The organism is Nonomuraea sp. NPDC050153 (assembly GCF_044460125.1).
GTDB lineage: Bacteria > Actinomycetota > Actinomycetes > Streptosporangiales > Streptosporangiaceae > Nonomuraea.
Map to the genome: position 1 here is coordinate 60,267 of NZ_JBITJQ010000033.1, position 18,753 is coordinate 79,019.

Consider the following 18,753-nt stretch of genomic DNA (forward strand, 5'->3'; position numbering starts at 1 on the left):
TTATAACGTCACCGCGCGATGACCAGCTTGATGAACCGTGGTTGGTACCAGCGGATGTTCCGGTAGACGTCGTGCCAGTCGAGGCTGTTGAGGTTGTACGAGATGATCAGCGTCTTGCGGTACTCGCTGTCGGCGGAGAAGTAATAGTCGTGCGCCTTGGCGTTGTAGGTGAAGAGGTTCTCGTTGCCGTAGTCGCCCCACGGGCCGCCCTCGGTCGTGCGGTACAGGAACGTCTTGCCGCTGAAAGGACCGCTCACCGAGCACCCGCGGTAGAGGTAGATCTCGCCGCTGAACGCCACGGAGCTGTCCTGGGTGACCAGCCTGCCCTCGGCGTCGACGCTGAACTCGTTGCTCACCGGGACGTGCTGGCCGGTGCCGGCGATGTACTCGCGGGCCGTGAAGGACTCCTCGGACATCCAGTCGCCGTTCCTGTCCAGGAACTGCCACGGCCGGCGCAGGTCGGTGCCCTGGACGCGGGCGACATGCAGGTACTTGTAGACGGCCGTCGGATTCTCGATCGGGCCTTCGTGCACATCCTCGACGCCGTAGATGTAGGTGTAGTGGTCCCAGCTGTGGTCGGTCAGGATGGCCGCGCCCCACGCCACGCCCTGGGACGAGGGCAGCACGGTCACGTCGATGGGATGGCCGAGATCGTCGGGGTCGAAGGTCGCGACGACGTTCGCCGCCCACCCCCAGTCCCACTGGCCCGGCCCGAACCGGTTGTACTCCTGGTACACCACCTGTAACCGGTCCTCGCCGCCCGAGTTGAGCACACTCGGCGCCCCGCCCCAATACCAGTAGTCCTGGGTTCCGGGCATGATCGACATGGGGGACTGGGCCGTGCCTCCGGTGTGGGTGATCAGGTCGCCTTCGTAGGTCTCCTCCACGATCGAGTTGTTGATGAACGGAGCGGTTTCCGGCCGGGTGTCGTCCGTGTTGACGGGTGCGAGGAAGGTGTCGGAGAAGACCCAGATTCGCCCGGTGCCTTCGAGACCGGGGGTGGAGTACGTCCCGTCGGCGCCGGTCCAGCCCCGGTTCTGGTGGGCGTAGTTGTACCACTTCTCGGTCAGCGGGGAGTAGGGTGCGGCGGACTCCAGGATCTGCGTGGGGTCCGTCTGGCAGACGCCACGCGACTTCCTGCCCATGTACAGCAGGCGGTTGGGCGAGTTCGAGCCGATGCCGGTGAGTTTGTCCTTCGTGGAGTTGGCGATGAGCGCGTCGCGTACCGCCGACGGAGTGGCCTTCTCGTCGAGAGAGAGGAGGGTGGCGGCGCCGGCGACGAACGGGGACGCCATGGAGGTGCCCGACTTCGAGGTGACGCTGCCGGGGTTGCTGTAGTCGGACGAGAGGATGTTCTCGCCCGGCGCGAAGATGTTCACGCACTCGCCGTGGTTGGAGGAGGCCCACCGGCTGTCGTCGGCGGCCGAGGCGCCCACGGTGACGGTTCCGGGGACCCTGGCGGGAGAGATGTCGCAGGCGTCCTGATTGCTGTTGCCGGCGGCGACGACGACGGTGAACCCGGCGTCCACGGCCGACTTCACGGCTTTGTCGATGGCGTCGTTCACCGGACCCTGGATGCTCATGTTGATCACCGCGTCGACGGCGTGGCTGTCCGGCGGTGTCGCGTTCTTGACGACCCACTCCACGCCCTTGACGACCGAGGTCGTGGTCCCGCCCCCGTTGCAGCCCAGCACCTTGACGTCGACCAGGGTCGCCCGCTTGGCGACCCCGGACCTGCGGCCCGCGGCGATGCCCGCCACGTGCGTGCCGTGGCCGTTGCAGTCGTCGTTGTCGTCGTCGATGGTGTTGGTGCCCCACTCCACCCGGCTGTCGCCGGCCTCGTCGTCGAATTCGTCGTAGTCGTACGCGTTGATGCCCGTGTCGATGATGTAGATCCGGTCATCGGGGGAGCTGCGATCGGCGACGTAGGTGAAGGTGGAGCTCAGTGGCCGGTTCTCCTGGTCGATGCGGTCCAGGCCCCAATTGACGGGGTCGTTCTGGGTGGCCTCGTGGACCTGTTCCTCGGCGATCGTGACGACCTGGTCCTGCTGGACGGACTCGACCGCGGGATCCTGTGCCAGCCGCTTCGCCCGCGCCTCGGTCATCGCCACGGAGAAGCCCTGCAGGACCCGGTCGAAGACGTGCCGCACCGTGCCGTCGAAGCGACCCGCCAGGCTCCCGGCCAGCTGCGGCGTGGCAGCCTGCCTGAGCGTCACGATGTAACTGTCCTTGACGCCGTGGCCGGCGCGAGCCGGCACGAACCCCTCGCGCGCCACGAGCCGGCGCTTCTTGTCGGGTGGTCCGGGGTCGGGCCGGGGAGTGGGCGTCGCCTGCGCCTCCGGCTTGCCGCCGGAGAACTGGTAACGGGCGCCGTTGCCGATCGGGCGCGGGCTCGGACCGGCCGATGCCTCCGCAGTCTGGACGCACAAGGAGGCGAGCACGATCAGTACGGGAACCGCGAGCTTGAGACGGGACACCGGGCCCTCCCCGCGAGTGATCTTTAGTCGGGGCGAATGTAGGGGTTGGTCGGTGTAATCCGGTATCAGTCGTATGACTGGGTTCTGACTGCCCACAGTCAGGTAGATGACTGGGCGTCACATGGCCGGGGCGGATCGCGCTCCTCTGGGGACGGGCGCCGACGTCCGCGAGCTCGCCCTGGCCGACCGCGGTTTCAAGGGCCGCGCCGTACGCGTGCCGGCCGAGGCGCCGACCCGTATGGGACGAGTCCGTGTCACGCGGAGGCGGTGGGGTCGCTGACGTGGCCGATGAACAAGGGGGTGGACGTCGAGCGGTGCATGATGGCGAAGGCGAAGACATGGTCGGCATGGAACTCGGTCACCGTGCCCGCCAGGCCGGATACCGGGAACGCCATCCCCGTTACCGCCGCGGCCTCGGTGCCCCATTCGTCCACCGAGATGTTGGCCCGGTGCACTGCCTGGCCGAGGAAAAGGTGGTCCGCGATGCCGGAGAAGTCGGCGCCGTCGAACAGCACGCCCAGCCCGAGCGTGCGCAGCGGCGCCTCCAGGTCGAGGTCGGTGGCGAAGTCCCAGCCCGGCAGGCTGACCGTGACCGTCGTCGGTTTCAGGCCCGCGGCCACCTGGGCCAGCGTGCCGGGCTTCATCAGCTCCCCCGGCGAGCCGCCCCGCGCGGGCAGCAGCACCCACATCGCCAGGTCGCTCTTGGCGTACGGCAGTTCGACCGCCTGCCAGCCCGCGTTGGAGGCGTACCTGAACTCCTTCGTCTGCCGCATCAGTTTCGTGCGTACGGTGGAGCCGTCCTCGCGCGTGAACGTGGCGTTCTCCTCGTGGGGGCCCTCGGCGAACGAATGCTCCCAGTCCGCCTTGAGGTAGACGGCGTTCGCGATGACCAGCCGTGTCGCCTCGTCCAGTCGGTCGAACAGCTTCTTGATGCGCCCCGCGGTCTGCTCCTCGACCCAGGCGTCGATGACGGCGGTGGCGTTCTCGCGGAAGTCGACGGTACGCACGCCCGTGCCGTACTGCGCGGCCAGGGTGCGCAGGAACGGCTGCTTGACCGGCAGGTCCTGCTGTGCGAACAGCCCGTTGGCGATGCCGACCACGGGGTCGGCGGGCTCGCTGTTCTCGGCGTCCCTCTCGCCTCCTGAGGTGGGCTCCGGCGGCACGCCCGCAACCGTGACGATCTTCCTCGTGAGGGCGTTGAACGCGGTGTGCGGCCCCGCCGCGGGGAAGCCGCACACCTTGTCCAGCGCCGCTGCGGTGGCCCCGGCCGCTCCGGCCCTCGCCATGCCGAGCGCGTAGGCGATGCTGAGCGGGGACAGCACCATGTTCTTGCCCGGCTCGACCACCGCCGCGTACAGGTGGTGACCGAGGGCGGTCAGCCCGCGCACCACCTCGGCGAGGGGAGGGTTCACGGGCGCCTCCCGGCTGACCCCTTGAGCCATGAGCACGGTGTCCTCCGATCCGCCACAAGCGGTCGCGGACGCGGCGAGCAGGGCCAGGGCGAGAAACTCCCGCCGCCGCAGACCCGCAGGAAAGTCGAGAGACATAACTCCTAGACGTTCGCCGACGAGGAATGGTTCGGGACGCCGGTCCATATGCCGTTCGCCGGCGCCGACCACCTCGTCTCTCATAGTCCCTCCTGGTAGAGCCAGTCCAGGTCGGTGTGGTCGTCGGCGGCGCGGCGGGCGAAGACCCGGTCGCGCAACGCCGGGACGATCAGGTCGTCGGCATGCCAGACCTCGCCCCACGCGCGGGCGACGGTCTGCACCTGGGCGGTGCGGCCGATGCGCTCGGCCTGGTAGCCGGCGAACGCCTCGCCGAAGTCGCCGTTCTGTCCGGCCAGGTGCCGGGCCAGGCATTCGGCGTCCTCGATGGCCTGGCACGCCCCCTGGGCGAGGTACTGCAGCATGGGGTATTGGACGAGGTGCTTGCCGGGTCCGATCCAGATGAGCTCGTCGTCCGCGTCGGCCTGCCGCGCTGGGAGGGTGCCTCGGTAGGCGACGGATTCGGAGCAGATCGGCTGGTCGTCCGAGATCAGTGCCCGGGTGCGGGACCACAGGCCGTCGGCGCCCACCACGCCCTGGCAGTGCAGGCCGGTGCCGTCGGCGAAGCTCACTTCGATCGGCGCCCTGGACGTGGCGGCGCAGCGGGGCGTGCGCGTTCCCGAGGACCTGGCCGTGATGGGCTTCGACGACATCGACGCCGCCGGCCTGGTCTCATCCGGCCTGACCACCATGGCCAACCCGGCACGCGAGATCGGCCAGGCCGCAGCCGTGCGGCTGCTCGAACGGCTGCGCGGCGCCGTCGACGAGCCGTCGACCGAGCTCGTCGTCCCCGCGCGCCTCGTACGCCGTCAATCCGGCTGAGGGCTGGAGACGGACTCTTGACATCTCGAAATTTGCGCGCGCAGCCGATCCTGTGGAGCATCCTTCATCCCGAGAGGACGCCATGATCGCAAAACGTTGGACGGCGAGACCGTGTCGCCCTGGGGCCGCATGTCATGCCACGGCGCTGGACCCTAGGATCCGAGACGTGGCCAGATACTTCGATCTTCATCCGGACAATCCCCAGCCTCGCCTGATCAGCCAGATCGCCGAGATCCTGCGGGCGGACGGGCTCATCGCCTACCCCACCGACTCGTGCTATGCCCTCGGATGCCGACCGGGCAACAAGGAGGGCCTCGACCGGATCAGGGAGATCCGCGGCCTCGGCAGCGACCACCACTTCACCCTGGTATGCCGTGACTTCGCCCAATTCGGCCAGTTCGTTCACCTGAGCAATGCGCTGTTCCGCCAGGTCAAGGCGGCGACTCCCGGCGGTTACACGTTCATCCTGCCCGCGACCAAGGAGGTCCCGCGGCGGCTGCTGCATCCCCGGAAGAAGACGGTCGGCGTCCGCATCCCTGATCACGTCGTCACCCAGGCGCTGCTGGCCGAGCTCGGCGAACCGCTGGTGTCCAGCACTCTGCTGCTGCCCGACGAGACCGAACCTTCGACGCAGGGCTGGGAGATCAAGGAGCGGCTCGACCACGTGGTGGACGCGGTCATCGACTCCGGCGAATGCGGCGCCACTCCGACGACCGTCGTCGACTTCTCGCAGGACGAACCCGAGATTCTCCGCCGGGGCACGGGAGACACGTCCCTGTTCGAATAGGCGACCGGCGGTGGTTTCGCCGGGGCAGGTATTCAGCGCCTGGTGACACGGCGCGCGATGAGGACGCTCGACCGCCTCGGCCGCATCAGAATCCGTCACCGTCCGCTTGATCACTTCGACCGCATCTGCGGCCCGCTTGAGTGGGTAGCGTTGTGCGCCGCTGGCCGGTTCGAGGAGGACCTTTACGCCGATCCGGTCCGCTTGTGGCGCAGCGCCTCGAGCATCTGTGAGAGTGCGGCCCAGGTGGCGGCCAGGTCGTCGGGGTTGGTTGAGGTGGCCAGCCACAGGGCGGCCTCGTTCATGGCGCCGGACAGCAGGTGGGTGAGTGGTTCGACCGGTTGGGGGGTGATGGTTCCCTGTTCGATGAGAGTGGCGAGCGCTTCGGCTAGATGGTGTGCCGACGCGCCTTCGTCCATCGCGCGCCATTCGCTCCAGCCGAGCACGGCGGGGGCGTCGATGAGCATGATCTGTTGGACGTCCGGGTCGGTACTCGCGGTGAGGAACGCCCGGCATCCGGCGGTCAGCTGTTCCCAGGGGTCGTCATGGGCCTGTGCGGTCGCGGCCACGTTCTGGGCGACCTCCTGTTGCACCTGTTCGAGGATCGCGCGGAACAGGTCGGTCTTGCTGTCGAAGTGGTGGTAGAGCGCGCCCTTGGTGACTCCGGCGGCCTGCACGATCTCGGCCAGGCCGACCGCGCCATAGCCGCGGCTCGCAAACAACCGGCGGCTTTCGCGCAGCAGGGTGCGCTTGGTCTGCTCGCGCTGGCGGGCCCTGGCCCCGTCGGTCATCTCATCCCCTTTGACGTACCGATGGTAGGTCAAGTAGCGTACCTCCACCTACCATCGGTATGCGAAGGAAAGCCTCCATGAAACTGACCAGCTTCTATCCAGTCATCGGCACCTCGCGGCTGGCCGAGTCCCACGACTTCTACACCCGGCTGTTCGGGTTCGAGACGACCTTCAAGGCCGACTGGTACGTGAGCCTGCGGCGGGCGGGGACCCAGCCGTATGAGCTTGCGCTGCTCGACTATGCCCACCCGACGGTGCCGGAGGGATATCGCGCCCCCGTGCGGGGATTGCTGCTCAACTTCGAGGTGGAGGACGTGGACGCCGAATGGGAGCGGCTCGTTGTCGGTGAGGGACTGCGAGCAGAGCTCGAACTGCGCAGCGAGGAGTTCGGGCAGCGGCACTTCATCGTGGCGGACCCCAGCGGCGTTCTGATCGATGTCATCACGCCCATCGAGCCGTATGGAGCTTTCGCGGACCAGTACGTCACCGCGTGAGCCACGCGTTGTCCGCCTTGAGGGCAGGCGCTGAAGGCGGTGGTGGCTTGCAGGAGGAGTTGAGGCCCGCGACAGCGCGCACGCCCGGACCTGGGCGGTGCCGCCCCAGCCCGTTCTATGAGTGAGGCGGCCACGCGCTGACACTGCCCTCCTGGCCGACCAGGTGCAGGTGAACTTGACCGAGTATCACGAGTTATCTGTCGACGCCGGCAGGCGCTCCACCGGCCGGTCGCGACCATGGCGACGGTCAGGATGAGCTTCGGACCGGGACGATCCGAAGGAACTGCCAAGAGTGCGATTGCGGTTCAGCCCAGCCGGGCGTGCGCGTAGGCGGTCATGGCATCGCGCATGTACTCGGCCAGGCCTTCGGCGACCTGCTCGTAGTTGGCCCGGAACCGCTCCTCCTGCGCCTGCATCCGGGCCAGGTGCAGATACTGCGCCGCGGTCGGCGCCCAGGACTCACTCAGGTGCCGATAGTGGACGTCGAGCTCGGCGAAGACCTGCGGGGCGTCGGCGGGGGTGCCGGCGAGCATGTGCTCGGCCATCCGGATCATCCCTGCCGTCGCCTCCCGCTGCATCTGCTCCAGCTCCTCTGGAGTGCGGCTGGCCAGGAGCTCCTGCTGCCCGCTCTGCTGCCACTGCTCCGGCCACCGCTCGCGGGCGTCGGCCGCGTACCGTGCACCGTCGAATCCCTCGAACAGGTTTTCCGGTCTGCTGATCTTGGACATGGTCGTCTTCCCCTCGTTCTGCTGAAGTTCGGCGATGGTGCGCTCCACCATGCGGGCAACCTCGTCCAGCCGGTCACGCTCCGCCAGCAGGCGCTGGTGGTGCTCACGCAGCGCTGCGATGGGGTCGGTGTGCCGCTCGACGATCTCCTTGATCTCGGTCAGGCCGAGGCCCAGCTCACGCAGCACCAGAACCTGCTGCAAGCGCAGCAACTGGTCCTCCTCGTAGTAGCGGTAGCCGTTCCCACCCACCCGTGCAGGCGGCAGCAGCCCGATCTCGTCGTAGTGGCGCAGCGTCCGAGACGTCACTCCCGACATCCGGGCCACCTGCGCGATCGACCATGCCATGACCGGCTCACCCGTCCTTGTCCATCGCCGAGCCGGTGCTTTCCGGCTCATTCACCACCGTAGAAGTTGACGTAACGAGAAGGTCAAGAGTGATCAGGAAGCGAGGACTTTCGCAAGGCGGTTACGCGCGGGCGATGAGGTCCTCAAGGTGAGGCGCGGGGCCAAGCGGTGCTGCGGCCAGGATCCGGTGGACGGTGCCCTCCCCGATGCGATGTGTCGGCGAGGGGGAATCCGCGGTGGGAGCATCGGCGTCCAGGGCGAATTACGCGCTGGGTGCGCCACTCTCCGCCAAGACCTCTAGCCTTGCTTGCCCGCGGTGGCCACCGCGGACCTCTTCGCGCGGGTGTTCTTGCGGAGCCTGCGGATCACGATGATCGCCACGACCACGAGGAGCACCCCGCCCAGGATGATGAGCATCAGCGTGCTGGCGTTTCCCAGGCCCGCGGCTGCCGCGATGCCGACCAGCAGGGGTAGTGCCGTCGAGCAGGCGGCACCCACGGCCACCGGTGGCAGGAACGCGCGGTAGGACATGTGCGCCGCGCCGGCGACGGCAGGCATGAAGCTGCGCACCAGCGGGAGCAGCCGGCCGGTGAACACCGCCCAGCGGCCGCGCTTTTGGAGGAGGGCCGAGGCTCTGTCCCAGCCGTCCCCTCCGTACTTGTGGATGAGCTTCGTATCGCGCAATGACGGACCGACGCGGCGGCCGAGTTCGAACCCGATCACGTTGCCCGCCAGTGCGCCGAGCGTGACCACCGCCCACATGAGCAGGAACTCCGGCACCGAGTCGATGGTGGCCGCCACGATCAGCAGCGCCGCCTCTCCCGGAAGCAGGAACCCGACGCCGATGATGGATTCCCCCAGTGCGAGCACTCCCGCTCCCGCCAGCATCGCGGGCTCCGGCAACGACTGCAACCAATCCAACACGTTGGCGAACGCCATGATGGGCACCTCTCAGATGGATTTCCCCGGAAACAAGTGGCAGTCTGATGTCAATTGTGGCTATGCGCATCAGGGTTCACCCTGAGATCACCCCTGAAATCGACTACCTCTTGTCATGCTTCAACACGCTAAGTAGTCAGATCGAGTCGGCTGGGGCCGAAGGTGAAGGTGATCTCCTATTTGCCTGGTCGGGACGGGTCAGTCGAACAGGCTGCCCGCTCGCGGGTTCCGCACCACGGGCACGGCCGGGGGCTGGACGGTCGCGGTGGCGGGGGAGAGGCCGTCGAGGACGAAGCCGAGGTAGCGGCGCCAGCCCTCGGTCTTGGGGTCCATGCTCCAGAGCACTCCGGTGAGCATGGCCATGATCCTGGTGAGGTCGTCGGGGACGAGGTCGGCGCGCAGGAGGCGGGCCTGCTGGGCTCGGTGCATGAGCTGGGTCATGGCCTCGAAGTAGGCGGTGGACAGGTCGGGGGTGAGGGAGTCGGTGCTCTTGGCGGCGGTGAGGGTGTTCATCTCGCGGGCGACCATGGCGAGTGCGGTTTCGATCAGTGTGGTCAGGCCGTGGAGCGGGTTGTCGTCGTCGAGCGCTCGCTGGATCGCGGGCATGAGATCCTCGGTCACCCGCTGGTCGAGCACGGCCTGGATGAGGTCGCCCCGGCGGGGGAAGTGGCGGTAGAGCGTCCGGATGCCCACTCCGGCGCGGCGGGCGATCTCCTCGAGTGACACGTCCGGGCCGTCGTCGGTGAAGGCCGCGTGCGCGGCGCGCACGATCCGTTCGGCGTTGCGTGCGGCGTCGGCCCGCAGGTGCCGCTCGGTCTCTGTGGCCACCGCTCGATCGTATCAACTGGCAGCATCCTGCCAGTTGTGCTACCTTTCGGTCCAAGAAGGGAAATGGCATCAAACTGCCAATTGTGGCGGTAAGGGGAGTGCGATGAAGGTGAGCGTGGCCGCCGACAAGTGCGTCGCCGCCGGTCAATGCGTGTTGCTCGCGCCGGAGGTGTTCGACCAGCGGGAGGAGGACGGAGTCGTCGTGCTGCTGGAGGAGACGCCCGGCCCGGAGTGGCACGACGCGGTCCGGGAGTCGGCCATGGTGTGCCCCGCCGCGGCCATCCACCTGGCGGAGTCATGAACCGGGTGGTGATCGTCGGGGCGTCGGCCGGCGGGCTGGCGGCGGCGGAGTCGTTGCGCCGCGCGGGATTCGAGGGCGTGATCACGCTCGTCGGTGACGAGCCGCGGCCGCCCTACGACCGGCCGCCGCTGTCCAAGCAACTGCTGGCCGGGCAGTGGGCGCCGGACGAGCTCGCCCTGCGTCCGGCCGCCGACCTCGACGCGCTGGGGCTGGAGCTGCGGCTGGGCCTGCCCGCGACCGAACTGGACACGAGCCGGAGACAGGTGACGCTGGCCGACGGCACCCGCCTCCCCTACGACGCCCTGGTCGTCGCGACCGGCGTCCGCGCCCGCCGCCTCCCCGGCGCCGACGCTCTCGCCGGGGTGCACACGCTGCGCACCCTGCCGGACGCGCTGGCGTTGAAGGAAAGGCTGCGGCCGGGAGGGCACCTGGTGATCGTCGGCGCCGGGTTCGTCGGCGCCGAGGTGGCCGCCACCGCCCGCGCCCTCGGGGTGCGGGTGACGTTGCTGGAGTCGGGGCCGGCGCCGCTGGGACAGGCCGTCGGCGAGGAAGCCGGCCAGATCATGACCCGCAGGCACGTCGAGCACGGGGTCACGGTCCGCACTCAGGTCTCGGTCACCGGCGTCCTCGGCACCGGCGGCGGGGTGACCGGCGTGCGGCTGGCCGACGGCACCGTGGTGCCGGCCGACGACGTGCTGGTGGCGATCGGTTCGGCGCCGAACACCGAGTGGCTCGCCGGCAGCGGTCTGACCGTCCACGACGGGCTCGTGTGCGACGAGTTCTGCGCCGCCGCGGAGAACGTGTACGGGGTCGGTGACGTGGCCCGCTGGCACAACCCCTTGTTCGGCACCGCGATGCGGATCGAGCACCGCACCAATGCCGCCGAGCAGGGCATGGCCGTCGCCCGCAACATCCTCGGCCGGCCCCGCCCGTTCGCCCCGGTCCCGTACTTCTGGTCCGACCAGTACGACACCAGGTTCCAGGCCTACGGCGACCTCCGCGACCACGACGAGGCGCTCGTCCTCGACCGCGACCGGCTCCTCGTCGCCTACCGCAAGACGGATCGCCTCGTCGGCGTGCTCGCCGCCGGCCGGCCACCCAGGACGTTGCGCGCCTGGCGCGCCCTCATCGCGGCCCGCACACCGTGGACCACCGCACTCACCACCGCCGCCTGACAGAAGGGGATTTTTCATGACCTCCACCGATCTGCCGATCTTCCCCGGCGAACGCGAAGCCCGCTGCCCGTTCAACCCGCCCGCCGAATACACGCAGTGGCGTGAGGAGGAGGGCCTGCGACGGGTCGACTGGAACGGCCACAGCGTGTGGGCCGTCAGCCGGTACGAGGACATCAAGACCGCCATGAGCCACCCGGCGATCAGCGCGGACGTCCTCGGCGTGCTGCAGGGCAACGTCAAACGGGAGGGTCCGGGCGCCCCGCAGACCTTCCCCCGCATGGACGACCCCGAGCATGCCCGGCTGCGCCGCATGCTGACCAAGGACTTCACGGTCAAGCGGGTCAACGCGATGCGCCCGGACATCGAGGCGATGGCCGGCGAGTTCATCGACGCCATGGTCGCCAAGGGGCAGCCGGGCGACCTCGTCCGGGACTACGCGCTGCCCGTCCCGTCCATGGTGATCTCGCTCCTGCTCGGCGTCCCCTACACCGACCACGAGTTCTTCCAGACGATCACCGGCAAGCTGATGAACATGCACACGCCGCCGGAGGAGAAGGCCAGGGCCTCCAGGGAGTTCTTCGGCTACATGCTGGAGCTGGTGGCCCGTAAGGAGAAGGAGCCCGGCGACGACCTGATGAGCCGGGTGATCCGCGAGCACGTGCAGACCGGCGAGCTGAGCCGCGAGACGGCGGCGATGAACGGGGTCATCCTGCTCAACGCCGGCCACGAGACCACCGCCAACATGATCGCGCTCGGCACGGTGGCGCTGCTGGAGAACCCCGGCCTGGCCGCCCTGGTCCGGGACACCGACGACCCGAACGTGCTCGCCAACGCCGTCGAGGAACTCCTGCGCTACCTCACGATCGTGCACAGCCTCATCGCCCGCATCGCCACGCAGGACGTGGAGATCGGCGGCACGCTCGTCAAGGCCGGCGAAGGACTGATCATGAACCTGCCCGCCGGGAACTGGGACCCCGCCTTCACCGCCGACCCCGAGACGCTCGACCTCGCCCGGCCCGCTCGCGGGCACCTCGCGTTCGGTTACGGCGTGCACCAGTGCCTCGGCCAGAGCCTCGCCCGCGCCGAACTGCAGATCGCCCTGCCCACCCTGCTGCGCCGCCTCCCCGAGCTGCGGCTGGCGGTGCCGATCGAGGACATCAGGTTCAGGAACGACATGAGCATCTACGGCGTCCACTCCCTGCCCGTCAACTGGTGACCGGAGGACACTTCATGACCGACCTCAGGTTCGACGGCAGGGTCGCGATCGTCACCGGCGCCGGTGGCGGGCTCGGCCGGGAGTACGCGTTGCTGCTGGCCGCGCGGGGCGCGAAGGTGGTGGTCAACGACATCGGCGGTTCGGTGACCGGGGACGGGGCGGACACCGGCCCGGCCAGGGCCGTCGCCCAGGAGATCCGCGACCACGGCGGCGAAGCGGTCGCCGACACCGGCGACGTCGCGACCCCGGACGGGGGCGAGGCGCTCGTCCGCGCCGCGCTCGACACCTACGGCCGCGTCGACATCCTCGTCAACAACGCGGGCATCCTGCGGGACGCGCTGCTGGAGGACATGACCCCCGGGTTGCTGGACCCGGTCCTCGACGTGCACGTCAAGGCCCTGTTCCACGTGACCCGGCCGGCCTGGCGGGTGATGCGGGAGCAGGGCTACGGCCGCGTCGTCACCACCACGTCGGCCGCCGGGCTGCTCGGCAGCCCGCACAAGAGCAACTACGGCACGGCCAAGGCGGGCGTGGCCGGCTTCACCCGCGTCCTGGCCGTGGAGGGCGCCGAGCACGGTATCAGGGTCAACGCCATCGCGCCGATCGCCGCCACCCGCATGCTCGTCCAGCACCTCGGCGAGGACTCGCGGCTCGACCCCGCGGCCACGGCCACGATGGACGCCATCGTCGGCAAGCTCGATCCGGCGCTGGTGGCACCGGTGGTGGCGTTCCTCGCGCACGAGGACTGCCCGGTCACCGGCGAGATCTACACCGCGGGCGCGGGCCAGGTCGCCCGATTCTTCACCGGCAGGACCGTGGGCTACCACCATCCGTCCCTGTCCATCGAGGACGTACGCGACCACCTCGCGCAGATCCGCGACGAGACCGGCTACACCGTCCCGGCCGATCCCGGCGAGGAGATCACGCAGCTGTTGCGCGTCGTCGCGGCCCAGCCGTAACGCGTGATGTTCCCGGCTCTCGCGACCGAGTCCACCGAGGACGTGTGCTCATGAACGACACGACCGACCCCACCCCGCTGCCGGCGCGACATGTCCGCCTGCGGCGTCCACGAACTCCCCGTCAGCCTCCCCGTCAGCCGGTGACGCGATGCGCAGCGACCTGACACCCCAGCAAGCCCCGATCCTCCCGCGACGCCCGAACCCCACACTCGTGCTCGGCTCTCTGGCGCTGGCCGGGGTGGTGTTCGCGATGCTGCAGTCGCTCGTGGCCCCGGCCCTGCCGGTCATCGGCAGGCAGCTGAACGCCTCGACCGCGGACATCAGCTGGCTCGTGACCGCCTACCTGCTGGCCGCCTCGATCGCCACGCCGGTCGCCGGCCGGCTCGGCGACATGTTCGGCCGCCGCCGGGTGCTGCTCATCGTCCTCGGCGTGCTCGCCACCGGAATCCTGGTCGCCGCGCTCGCCGGCAACCTCGCCGTCCTGGTGACCGGCCGCGTCCTGCAGGGAGCCGGGGGCGCGATCTTGCCGCTGGCGTTCGGCATCGTCCGGGACGAGCTGCCGCGCGAACGGGTCGGCGTCGCCGTCGGCCTGCTGTCCGCGCTGCTCGGCACCGGCGGCGGTCTTGGCGCCGTGCTGGCCGGACCGATCGTGGCCGGCTTGGGCTGGCACTGGCTGTTCTGGTTCCCTCTGATGGCGATCGCCCTCGCCGCCGCAGGCATCGTGTTCGGCATCCCGGAATCCCCGCTCCGCGCGTCCGGCCGCATCGACGTGCCCGGCACGCTGCTGCTGTCGGCCGGCCTGGTCTGCCTGCTGCTGGCGCTCAGCAAAGGCGGCGGCTGGGGCTGGGCCGGCGGCCTGACCCTGGGCCTGTTCGGCGGGGCCGCCGTCACGCTCGTCGCGTGGGCAATGGTCGAGCTGCGGGTTCGTGCGCCGCTGGTGGACATGCGCATGCTCGCCGGCCGGGGCGTGTGGACGACCAACATCGCCGGCATCGCCTTCGGGGTGGCCACGTTCGGCTCGTTCCTGCTGGTGCCGCTCCTGCTCCAGCTGCCGGCCTCGACCGGCTACGGCCTGGGCAAAACTGTCAGCGAAGCCGGCCTGTTCCTGCTGCCCGCGACCGTGGCGATGGTCGTGTTCGCGCCGCTGTCGGGTGCGCTGGACCGGCACTTCGGGGCCAAGCTCCCGTTGGCGCTGGGCATCGTCATGATCGCGGCGTCGTACGTGCTGCTCGCCGTCGCCCACAGCGCGGCGTGGCAGCTGCTGGCCGCGGTCTCCCTGATGGGGATCGGCCTCGGCCTGGCCTCCGCCGCCATGACCAACGCGATCCTCGCCACGGTGCCCCCCTCCCAGACCAGCGCGGCCACGAGTATCAACACCCTCGCCCGCTCCATCGGCGGCAGCATCGGCACCGCCGTCCTCGCCGCGACCCTGTCCGCCACCGCGACGGCCGGGCACGTCCCGTCCGAGGCAGGGTTCATCTCCAGCTTCTGGATCTGCGCCGGCACGCTCGTCGTCGCCTTCGTCGCCGCCCTCCTGCTCCCCACCCGCAGACGCGATTCTTGACCAGGCCGGCGAGCCCCTTCGCGGAAGACTCGAAGCTGTACCGCATCGGACGTCAGCGATCACAGAGGGTGACGAATGTGACAACGTTGGTGAATTCTGTGCTTGACCTTGACGCCCAGGGGTTGTCCAGGCGGCGCGCAGCGGGGCTCCGGCATCGGTGAGGTCCCCCACGGTCGCCGGGTTCCCTGGACGACTAAGATGAAGGGGTGGCGCCACGAGCGTCGTTGCAGGTGGTGGGCAATCTTCCTGCTGACGCGATGGAGATCGTCGGCCGCAGGCGGGAGGTGTCTGAGGCCAGGCAGATGCTGTCGGACACCCGGCTGCTGACGTTGACCGGGCCCGGTGGCGTGGGGAAGACCCGGCTGGCGTTGCGGGTTGCCGCGGAGGCGCGGCGCGCGTTCGCCGACGGGGTGTGGCTGGTGGAGCTCGCGTCTCTGCAGGACAGCACCCTGCTGGCGCGGATGGTGGCCGAGAGTCTGGGGTTGTGTGATCAGTCAGCCCGACCGTCGGCGGAGACGCTGGCGAACCATCTGCGTGACAAACGACTGCTGCTGGTTCTGGACAACTGCGAGCATCTCCTGGACGGCTGCGCGGTCCTGGCGAGCATGCTCCTCTCCGCAGCCAAGCAGGTGCGAATTCTGGCCACCAGCCGCGAGCGTCTCGGCATTGCCGGTGAAACGCTGCTCGCGGTGCCGCCGCTGTCGGTGCCCGAACCCGGCTGGCGTGGTCCGGCCGGCGAGGCGACCGAGTATGAGTCCGTCAGGTTGTTCGTCGAGCGTGGGCAGCTGGTCATGCCGGGTTTCGCGATCAGTGCCCGAAACAGCGCGACGGTGGTGCGGTTGTGCCAACGCCTCGAAGGAATACCTCTGGCGATCCAGCTGGCCGCGGTGTGGATCCGGGCGCTGTCTCCCGAGCAGATTCTCGAACGGCTGGATGACCGCTATCGGTTGCTGATTCGAGGTTCTCGTACGGCTCTGCCCCGCCACCAGACACTGCGCGCCGCCATGGACTGGAGTTTCGAGCTGTGCTCGCGCCGGGAGCAGATCCTGTGGGAACGCCTGTCGGTGTTCGCCGGCGGATTCGACCTGGACGCGGTCCAGCGGATATGTGCCGGTGACCCGTTCGACGGGGAGGACGTGGCCGGGGACGACGTGGTCGATCTCGTCGCCGCGCTGATCGACAAATCGATAGTGGCCCGCGAAGACCACGGCACCCGCACGCGGTATCGGCTTCTGGAGACCGTTCGCCAGTACGGTCATGAACGGCTCGTCGAGACCGGCAAGGAAGGTGTGCTTCGCCGTCGTCACCGTGACCATTTCCAGCGTCTGGCAGAGGAGGCCGACGCGAGCTGGTTCGGCCCACGCCAGGCCGAATGGCTCAGCAGGATTCGCCTGGAGCTGGCCAACATCAGGATCGCTCTGGATTTCTGTCTCACCGTCCCCGGTGAAGCGCAGGCCGCACTGCGCATCGGCGCCGACCTGTACGAGTACTGGGTCTTCTACGGAGCGCACAGCGAGGCCCGTCACTGGCTCGACCAGGCGCTTCGGCAGGAGAGCGAGCCGAGCCCGGCCAGGTTCGACGCGCTCGGGGTATACGCCACGATGGCACTCCTGCAAGGCGACGCGGCCACGGCGCTGCCGTTGCTGGGCGAGTGTCGTGACCACGCGCGCCTGGCCGGAGACGGGCACGCGGACGCGTTCACCAGGTGTCTTTCCGGGCTGGCCGCCTTCCTTCAAGGAGATCTCCGGGCCGCGGTCCCGCAGTTGAAGGGAGCGCTCGACCGTTACGCTGAACACCGCGACGGTCCCGCCCGCCGCAGCGATCGAAACGACGCCTTCCTGGCCTCGGTCTATCTCTCCTTCGCCGCGACCTTCCTCGGAGATCCGCGTGCCCGTTCGTTCGCCGAGAGCTGCCGGAAGACCGCGGAGGCGGCGGGCGCGGGATGGGCTCTGTCGTGGGGGGTATGGGTCGTGGGTCTGGAACGGTGGCGAGCGGGGGACGCCCGGCAAGCCGCAGCCCTCTTCCAGGACAGCCTGTCGCGGCAGTATCCGCTGGGTGACCGGTGGGGGCCGGCCTGGGTTCTGGAAGCGCTGGCCTGGGCCACGGCTGCCGACGACCGCGCCGCCGAACGTGCGGCCTTCCTGCTCGGTGCCGCCGAGAAGCTCCGGTCGTTGATAGGAGTGTCACTGTCCGGCTTTCAGCCCTTCGCCGTCGCGCACGACCAGTGCGCGGCCGACTTGCGTGAAGCGCTCGGCGACACAGGGTACGACAAGGCCTTCCAGCGTGGCCTGGATCTCGGTTTCCACGAAGCCATCGCCCATGCGCTCGGTAAACGCCTGCTGCCCGAACAGGCCGCGCCGGCCACCTCTCCCGCGTCTTCCGTGCTGACGTCCCGGGAAAGGCAGGTCGCTCAACTCGTCGCGGAAGGCATGAGTAACAAGGACATAGCCGCCAGCCTGGTCATCGCCCCGCGCACCGCGGAAGGTCACGTCGAGCACATCTTGACCAAGCTCGGGTTCACCTCACGCGTGCAGATTGCCGCGTGGACGCGGACGGAGGGCCTTTGACGTGCTCCCCGGCGATGCGCGGAGCTGACGGACCACGCGGCAAGCGGCTGATCCCGGTCACCGACTCCCCCCCCCGGGGGGCCTTCAGCCCGCCGCTGACGGTGCGACGGAGTCGCGGTTGCGGACGGGCATCGGGACCCGGTGCACCTGGCCCGCCTGCTCGGTGTCCGCGCGGTCGCGCTCGATCTCGGTGAACAGCACCTCCACCGCCTTGCGGCCCAGCTCGTAGTGGGGCAGCGCCACGGTGGTCAGCTGGGGCCGTACCCACGAGGCGATGGGGTGGTCGTCGAAGGAGACGACGGAGACATCCGCGGGCACCTTGAGCCCGAAGTCGTCGAGCGCCTGGTAAGCGCCCATCGCGATCCGATCGTTGAAGCAGATCAGCGCACGCGGCTGGACGGTCCGCAGGAGGTCCCGCGTCGCGGCGAGGCCGTACTCCGGCTGCCAGTCGGGGCAGGTGCGAGCGCCCGCCACCTTGACGCCCGCCTCGCCGAGCGCTTCACGGATGCCGACGAGCCGTTCTACCGCCGCGACGCTTTCTGAGGGCACATCGCGCAGGCCGGGACCGGCGCCGATCAGGTAGATGCCGTCGCGGTGGCCGGCGTCGAGCAGGACGCGGGCCGCGCGCCGGCCGGCCTCGACCTCGTCGGGCAGGACGGCGGGCAGCGGGGTGGGCTGCTTGGGCAGCGCGTTGAGCAGCACGGCGGGCGCGGCCGTGACGGCCTTGGGCACCTTGATGGTGCGGGTGAACATCGAGGCCAGGATGAGCCCGTCGACCTGGCGGTCGTGCATGGCCTGCAGCAGGAGGCGTTCGAGTTGGGCGTCGCCTTCGGTCTCACCGATGAACAGCATGAAGCCGCGCTCGCGGGCGGCCTCCAGCGCTCCCTTGATCATGTCGCCGGCCAGCCGTGAGGTGGCGATGGTGTCGGAAACGAAGCCGATCGTCCGGGAGGTGCCCGTACGCAGCCCCACGGAGACGATGTTGGGCCGGTACTGCAACTCCTCGGCGGCTTGCAGGACGCGCTGCTCCACATCCTGAGAGATACGCAGTTCACGGCCGCGGCCTGACAGCACGAGGGAGGCGGTCGGGCGCGAGACACCGGCGGCCTTGGCCACATCGGCCAGCGTGACCCGTCGTGGGCTCACCCAAAATCTCCGATCGTCAAGAGTGTGTTACGGGGGGTTGACATCGTCCGGCGCACATGGTGAGACTATCGGC

The 18,753-nt window shown here is 69.2% G+C and carries 17 protein-coding genes; 9 read left to right on the forward strand and 8 right to left on the reverse strand.

The genetic code is table 11. The features are described 5' to 3' along the window. Window positions 1-8: 8 nt before the first annotated feature. The 3 genes from ACIBQ1_RS48685 to ACIBQ1_RS48695 all read right to left on the reverse strand — a co-directional run bounded on the left by ACIBQ1_RS48685 (window position 9) and on the right by ACIBQ1_RS48695 (window position 4,593). Entirely contained in the window at window positions 9-2,477 is a 2,469-nt protein-coding gene (locus ACIBQ1_RS48685; protein WP_397288503.1) for a S8 family serine peptidase, read from the reverse strand. A gap of 254 nt (window positions 2,478-2,731) precedes the next feature. Next, window positions 2,732-4,024, reverse strand: coding sequence for a serpin family protein (locus tag ACIBQ1_RS48690; RefSeq protein WP_397288505.1), 1,293 nt, complete (start codon window positions 4,022-4,024; stop codon window positions 2,732-2,734). An 80-nt stretch (window positions 4,025-4,104) separates the two neighbouring features. Further along, complete coding sequence (locus ACIBQ1_RS48695) at window positions 4,105-4,593, reverse strand: hypothetical protein (RefSeq protein WP_397288507.1); 489 nt, start codon at window positions 4,591-4,593, stop codon at window positions 4,105-4,107. Here ACIBQ1_RS48695 and ACIBQ1_RS48700 point away from each other — a divergent pair. Together ACIBQ1_RS48700 and ACIBQ1_RS48705 are read left to right on the forward strand one after the other, a co-directional pair. Next, complete coding sequence (locus ACIBQ1_RS48700; RefSeq protein ID WP_397288508.1) at window positions 4,574-4,843, forward strand: substrate-binding domain-containing protein; 270 nt, start codon at window positions 4,574-4,576, stop codon at window positions 4,841-4,843. The genes ACIBQ1_RS48695 and ACIBQ1_RS48700 overlap by 20 nt on opposite strands. Before the next feature lie 166 nt (window positions 4,844-5,009). Then, window positions 5,010-5,630 carry an L-threonylcarbamoyladenylate synthase gene (locus ACIBQ1_RS48705; RefSeq protein ID WP_397288510.1) on the forward strand — a complete coding sequence of 207 codons (621 nt, stop codon included), beginning with the start codon at window positions 5,010-5,012 and terminating at the stop codon, window positions 5,628-5,630. Window positions 5,631-5,812: 182 nt separating this feature from the next. On the opposite strand, the gene ACIBQ1_RS48710 is transcribed toward ACIBQ1_RS48705, so the two are convergent. Beyond that, the gene (locus ACIBQ1_RS48710) at window positions 5,813-6,418 is read right to left on the reverse strand and encodes a TetR/AcrR family transcriptional regulator (protein ID WP_397288512.1); all 606 of its coding nucleotides are present in this window, start codon (window positions 6,416-6,418) and stop codon (window positions 5,813-5,815) included. Between the two features lie 77 nt (window positions 6,419-6,495). Between ACIBQ1_RS48710 and ACIBQ1_RS48715 the strand changes: the two genes are divergently transcribed. Then, window positions 6,496-6,912 (forward strand): VOC family protein, encoded by a 417-nt coding sequence (locus ACIBQ1_RS48715; protein WP_397288514.1) that lies wholly within the window; start codon window positions 6,496-6,498, stop codon window positions 6,910-6,912. Between the two features lie 305 nt (window positions 6,913-7,217). Here the strand turns inward: ACIBQ1_RS48715 and ACIBQ1_RS48720 are convergent, their stop codons facing one another. From ACIBQ1_RS48720 to ACIBQ1_RS48730, 3 genes are all read right to left on the reverse strand, one after another. Further along, window positions 7,218-7,985 (reverse strand): MerR family transcriptional regulator, encoded by a 768-nt coding sequence (locus ACIBQ1_RS48720; RefSeq protein WP_397288516.1) that lies wholly within the window; start codon window positions 7,983-7,985, stop codon window positions 7,218-7,220. 297 nt (window positions 7,986-8,282) lie between these two features. Then, the gene (locus ACIBQ1_RS48725; protein WP_397288518.1) at window positions 8,283-8,924 is read right to left on the reverse strand and encodes a DedA family protein; all 642 of its coding nucleotides are present in this window, start codon (window positions 8,922-8,924) and stop codon (window positions 8,283-8,285) included. Between the two features lie 198 nt (window positions 8,925-9,122). Then, a complete protein-coding gene (locus ACIBQ1_RS48730; RefSeq protein ID WP_397288520.1) occupies window positions 9,123-9,752 on the reverse strand; it encodes a TetR/AcrR family transcriptional regulator in 630 nt (209 codons plus the stop codon). A 103-nt stretch (window positions 9,753-9,855) separates the two neighbouring features. On the opposite strand from ACIBQ1_RS48730, the gene ACIBQ1_RS48735 reads away from it, so the two are divergent. From ACIBQ1_RS48735 to ACIBQ1_RS48760, 6 genes are all read left to right on the forward strand, one after another. Continuing rightward, window positions 9,856-10,053 (forward strand): ferredoxin, encoded by a 198-nt coding sequence (locus ACIBQ1_RS48735; protein WP_397288522.1) that lies wholly within the window; start codon window positions 9,856-9,858, stop codon window positions 10,051-10,053. Further along, window positions 10,050-11,228 (forward strand): NAD(P)/FAD-dependent oxidoreductase, encoded by a 1,179-nt coding sequence (locus ACIBQ1_RS48740; RefSeq protein ID WP_397288524.1) that lies wholly within the window; start codon window positions 10,050-10,052, stop codon window positions 11,226-11,228. The genes ACIBQ1_RS48735 and ACIBQ1_RS48740 overlap by 4 nt, the downstream gene beginning before the upstream one ends. Before the next feature lie 16 nt (window positions 11,229-11,244). Continuing rightward, complete coding sequence (locus tag ACIBQ1_RS48745) at window positions 11,245-12,444, forward strand: cytochrome P450 (RefSeq protein WP_397288526.1); 1,200 nt, start codon at window positions 11,245-11,247, stop codon at window positions 12,442-12,444. A gap of 14 nt (window positions 12,445-12,458) precedes the next feature. After that, complete coding sequence (locus tag ACIBQ1_RS48750; protein WP_397288528.1) at window positions 12,459-13,403, forward strand: SDR family NAD(P)-dependent oxidoreductase; 945 nt, start codon at window positions 12,459-12,461, stop codon at window positions 13,401-13,403. Window positions 13,404-13,614: 211 nt separating this feature from the next. Further along, window positions 13,615-14,967, forward strand: a complete 1,353-nt coding sequence (locus tag ACIBQ1_RS48755) for an MFS transporter (RefSeq protein ID WP_397288530.1) — start codon at window positions 13,615-13,617, stop codon at window positions 14,965-14,967. A gap of 206 nt (window positions 14,968-15,173) precedes the next feature. Next, window positions 15,174-17,534, forward strand: a complete 2,361-nt coding sequence (locus ACIBQ1_RS48760; protein ID WP_397288532.1) for an ATP-binding protein — start codon at window positions 15,174-15,176, stop codon at window positions 17,532-17,534. Between the two features lie 84 nt (window positions 17,535-17,618). Here ACIBQ1_RS48760 and ACIBQ1_RS48765 read toward each other — a convergent pair whose 3' ends face one another. Beyond that, a complete protein-coding gene (locus tag ACIBQ1_RS48765) occupies window positions 17,619-18,680 on the reverse strand; it encodes a LacI family DNA-binding transcriptional regulator (protein WP_397288534.1) in 1,062 nt (353 codons plus the stop codon). Window positions 18,681-18,753 lie beyond the last annotated feature (73 nt).

Coding starts and splice junctions, on each gene's coding strand:
- ACIBQ1_RS48690 (WP_397288505.1), bottom strand. CDS start 4,024: ATGTCTCTCGACTTTCCTGCGGGTCTGCGGCGGCGGGAGTTTCTCGCC.
- ACIBQ1_RS48710 (WP_397288512.1), bottom strand. CDS start 6,418: ATGACCGACGGGGCCAGGGCCCGCCAGCGCGAGCAGACCAAGCGCACC.
- ACIBQ1_RS48715 (WP_397288514.1), top strand. CDS start 6,496: ATGAAACTGACCAGCTTCTATCCAGTCATCGGCACCTCGCGGCTGGCC.
- ACIBQ1_RS48720 (WP_397288516.1), bottom strand. CDS start 7,985: ATGGCATGGTCGATCGCGCAGGTGGCCCGGATGTCGGGAGTGACGTCT.
- ACIBQ1_RS48725 (WP_397288518.1), bottom strand. CDS start 8,924: ATGGCGTTCGCCAACGTGTTGGATTGGTTGCAGTCGTTGCCGGAGCCC.
- ACIBQ1_RS48735 (WP_397288522.1), top strand. CDS start 9,856: ATGAAGGTGAGCGTGGCCGCCGACAAGTGCGTCGCCGCCGGTCAATGC.
- ACIBQ1_RS48740 (WP_397288524.1), top strand. CDS start 10,050: ATGAACCGGGTGGTGATCGTCGGGGCGTCGGCCGGCGGGCTGGCGGCG.
- ACIBQ1_RS48745 (WP_397288526.1), top strand. CDS start 11,245: ATGACCTCCACCGATCTGCCGATCTTCCCCGGCGAACGCGAAGCCCGC.
- ACIBQ1_RS48750 (WP_397288528.1), top strand. CDS start 12,459: ATGACCGACCTCAGGTTCGACGGCAGGGTCGCGATCGTCACCGGCGCC.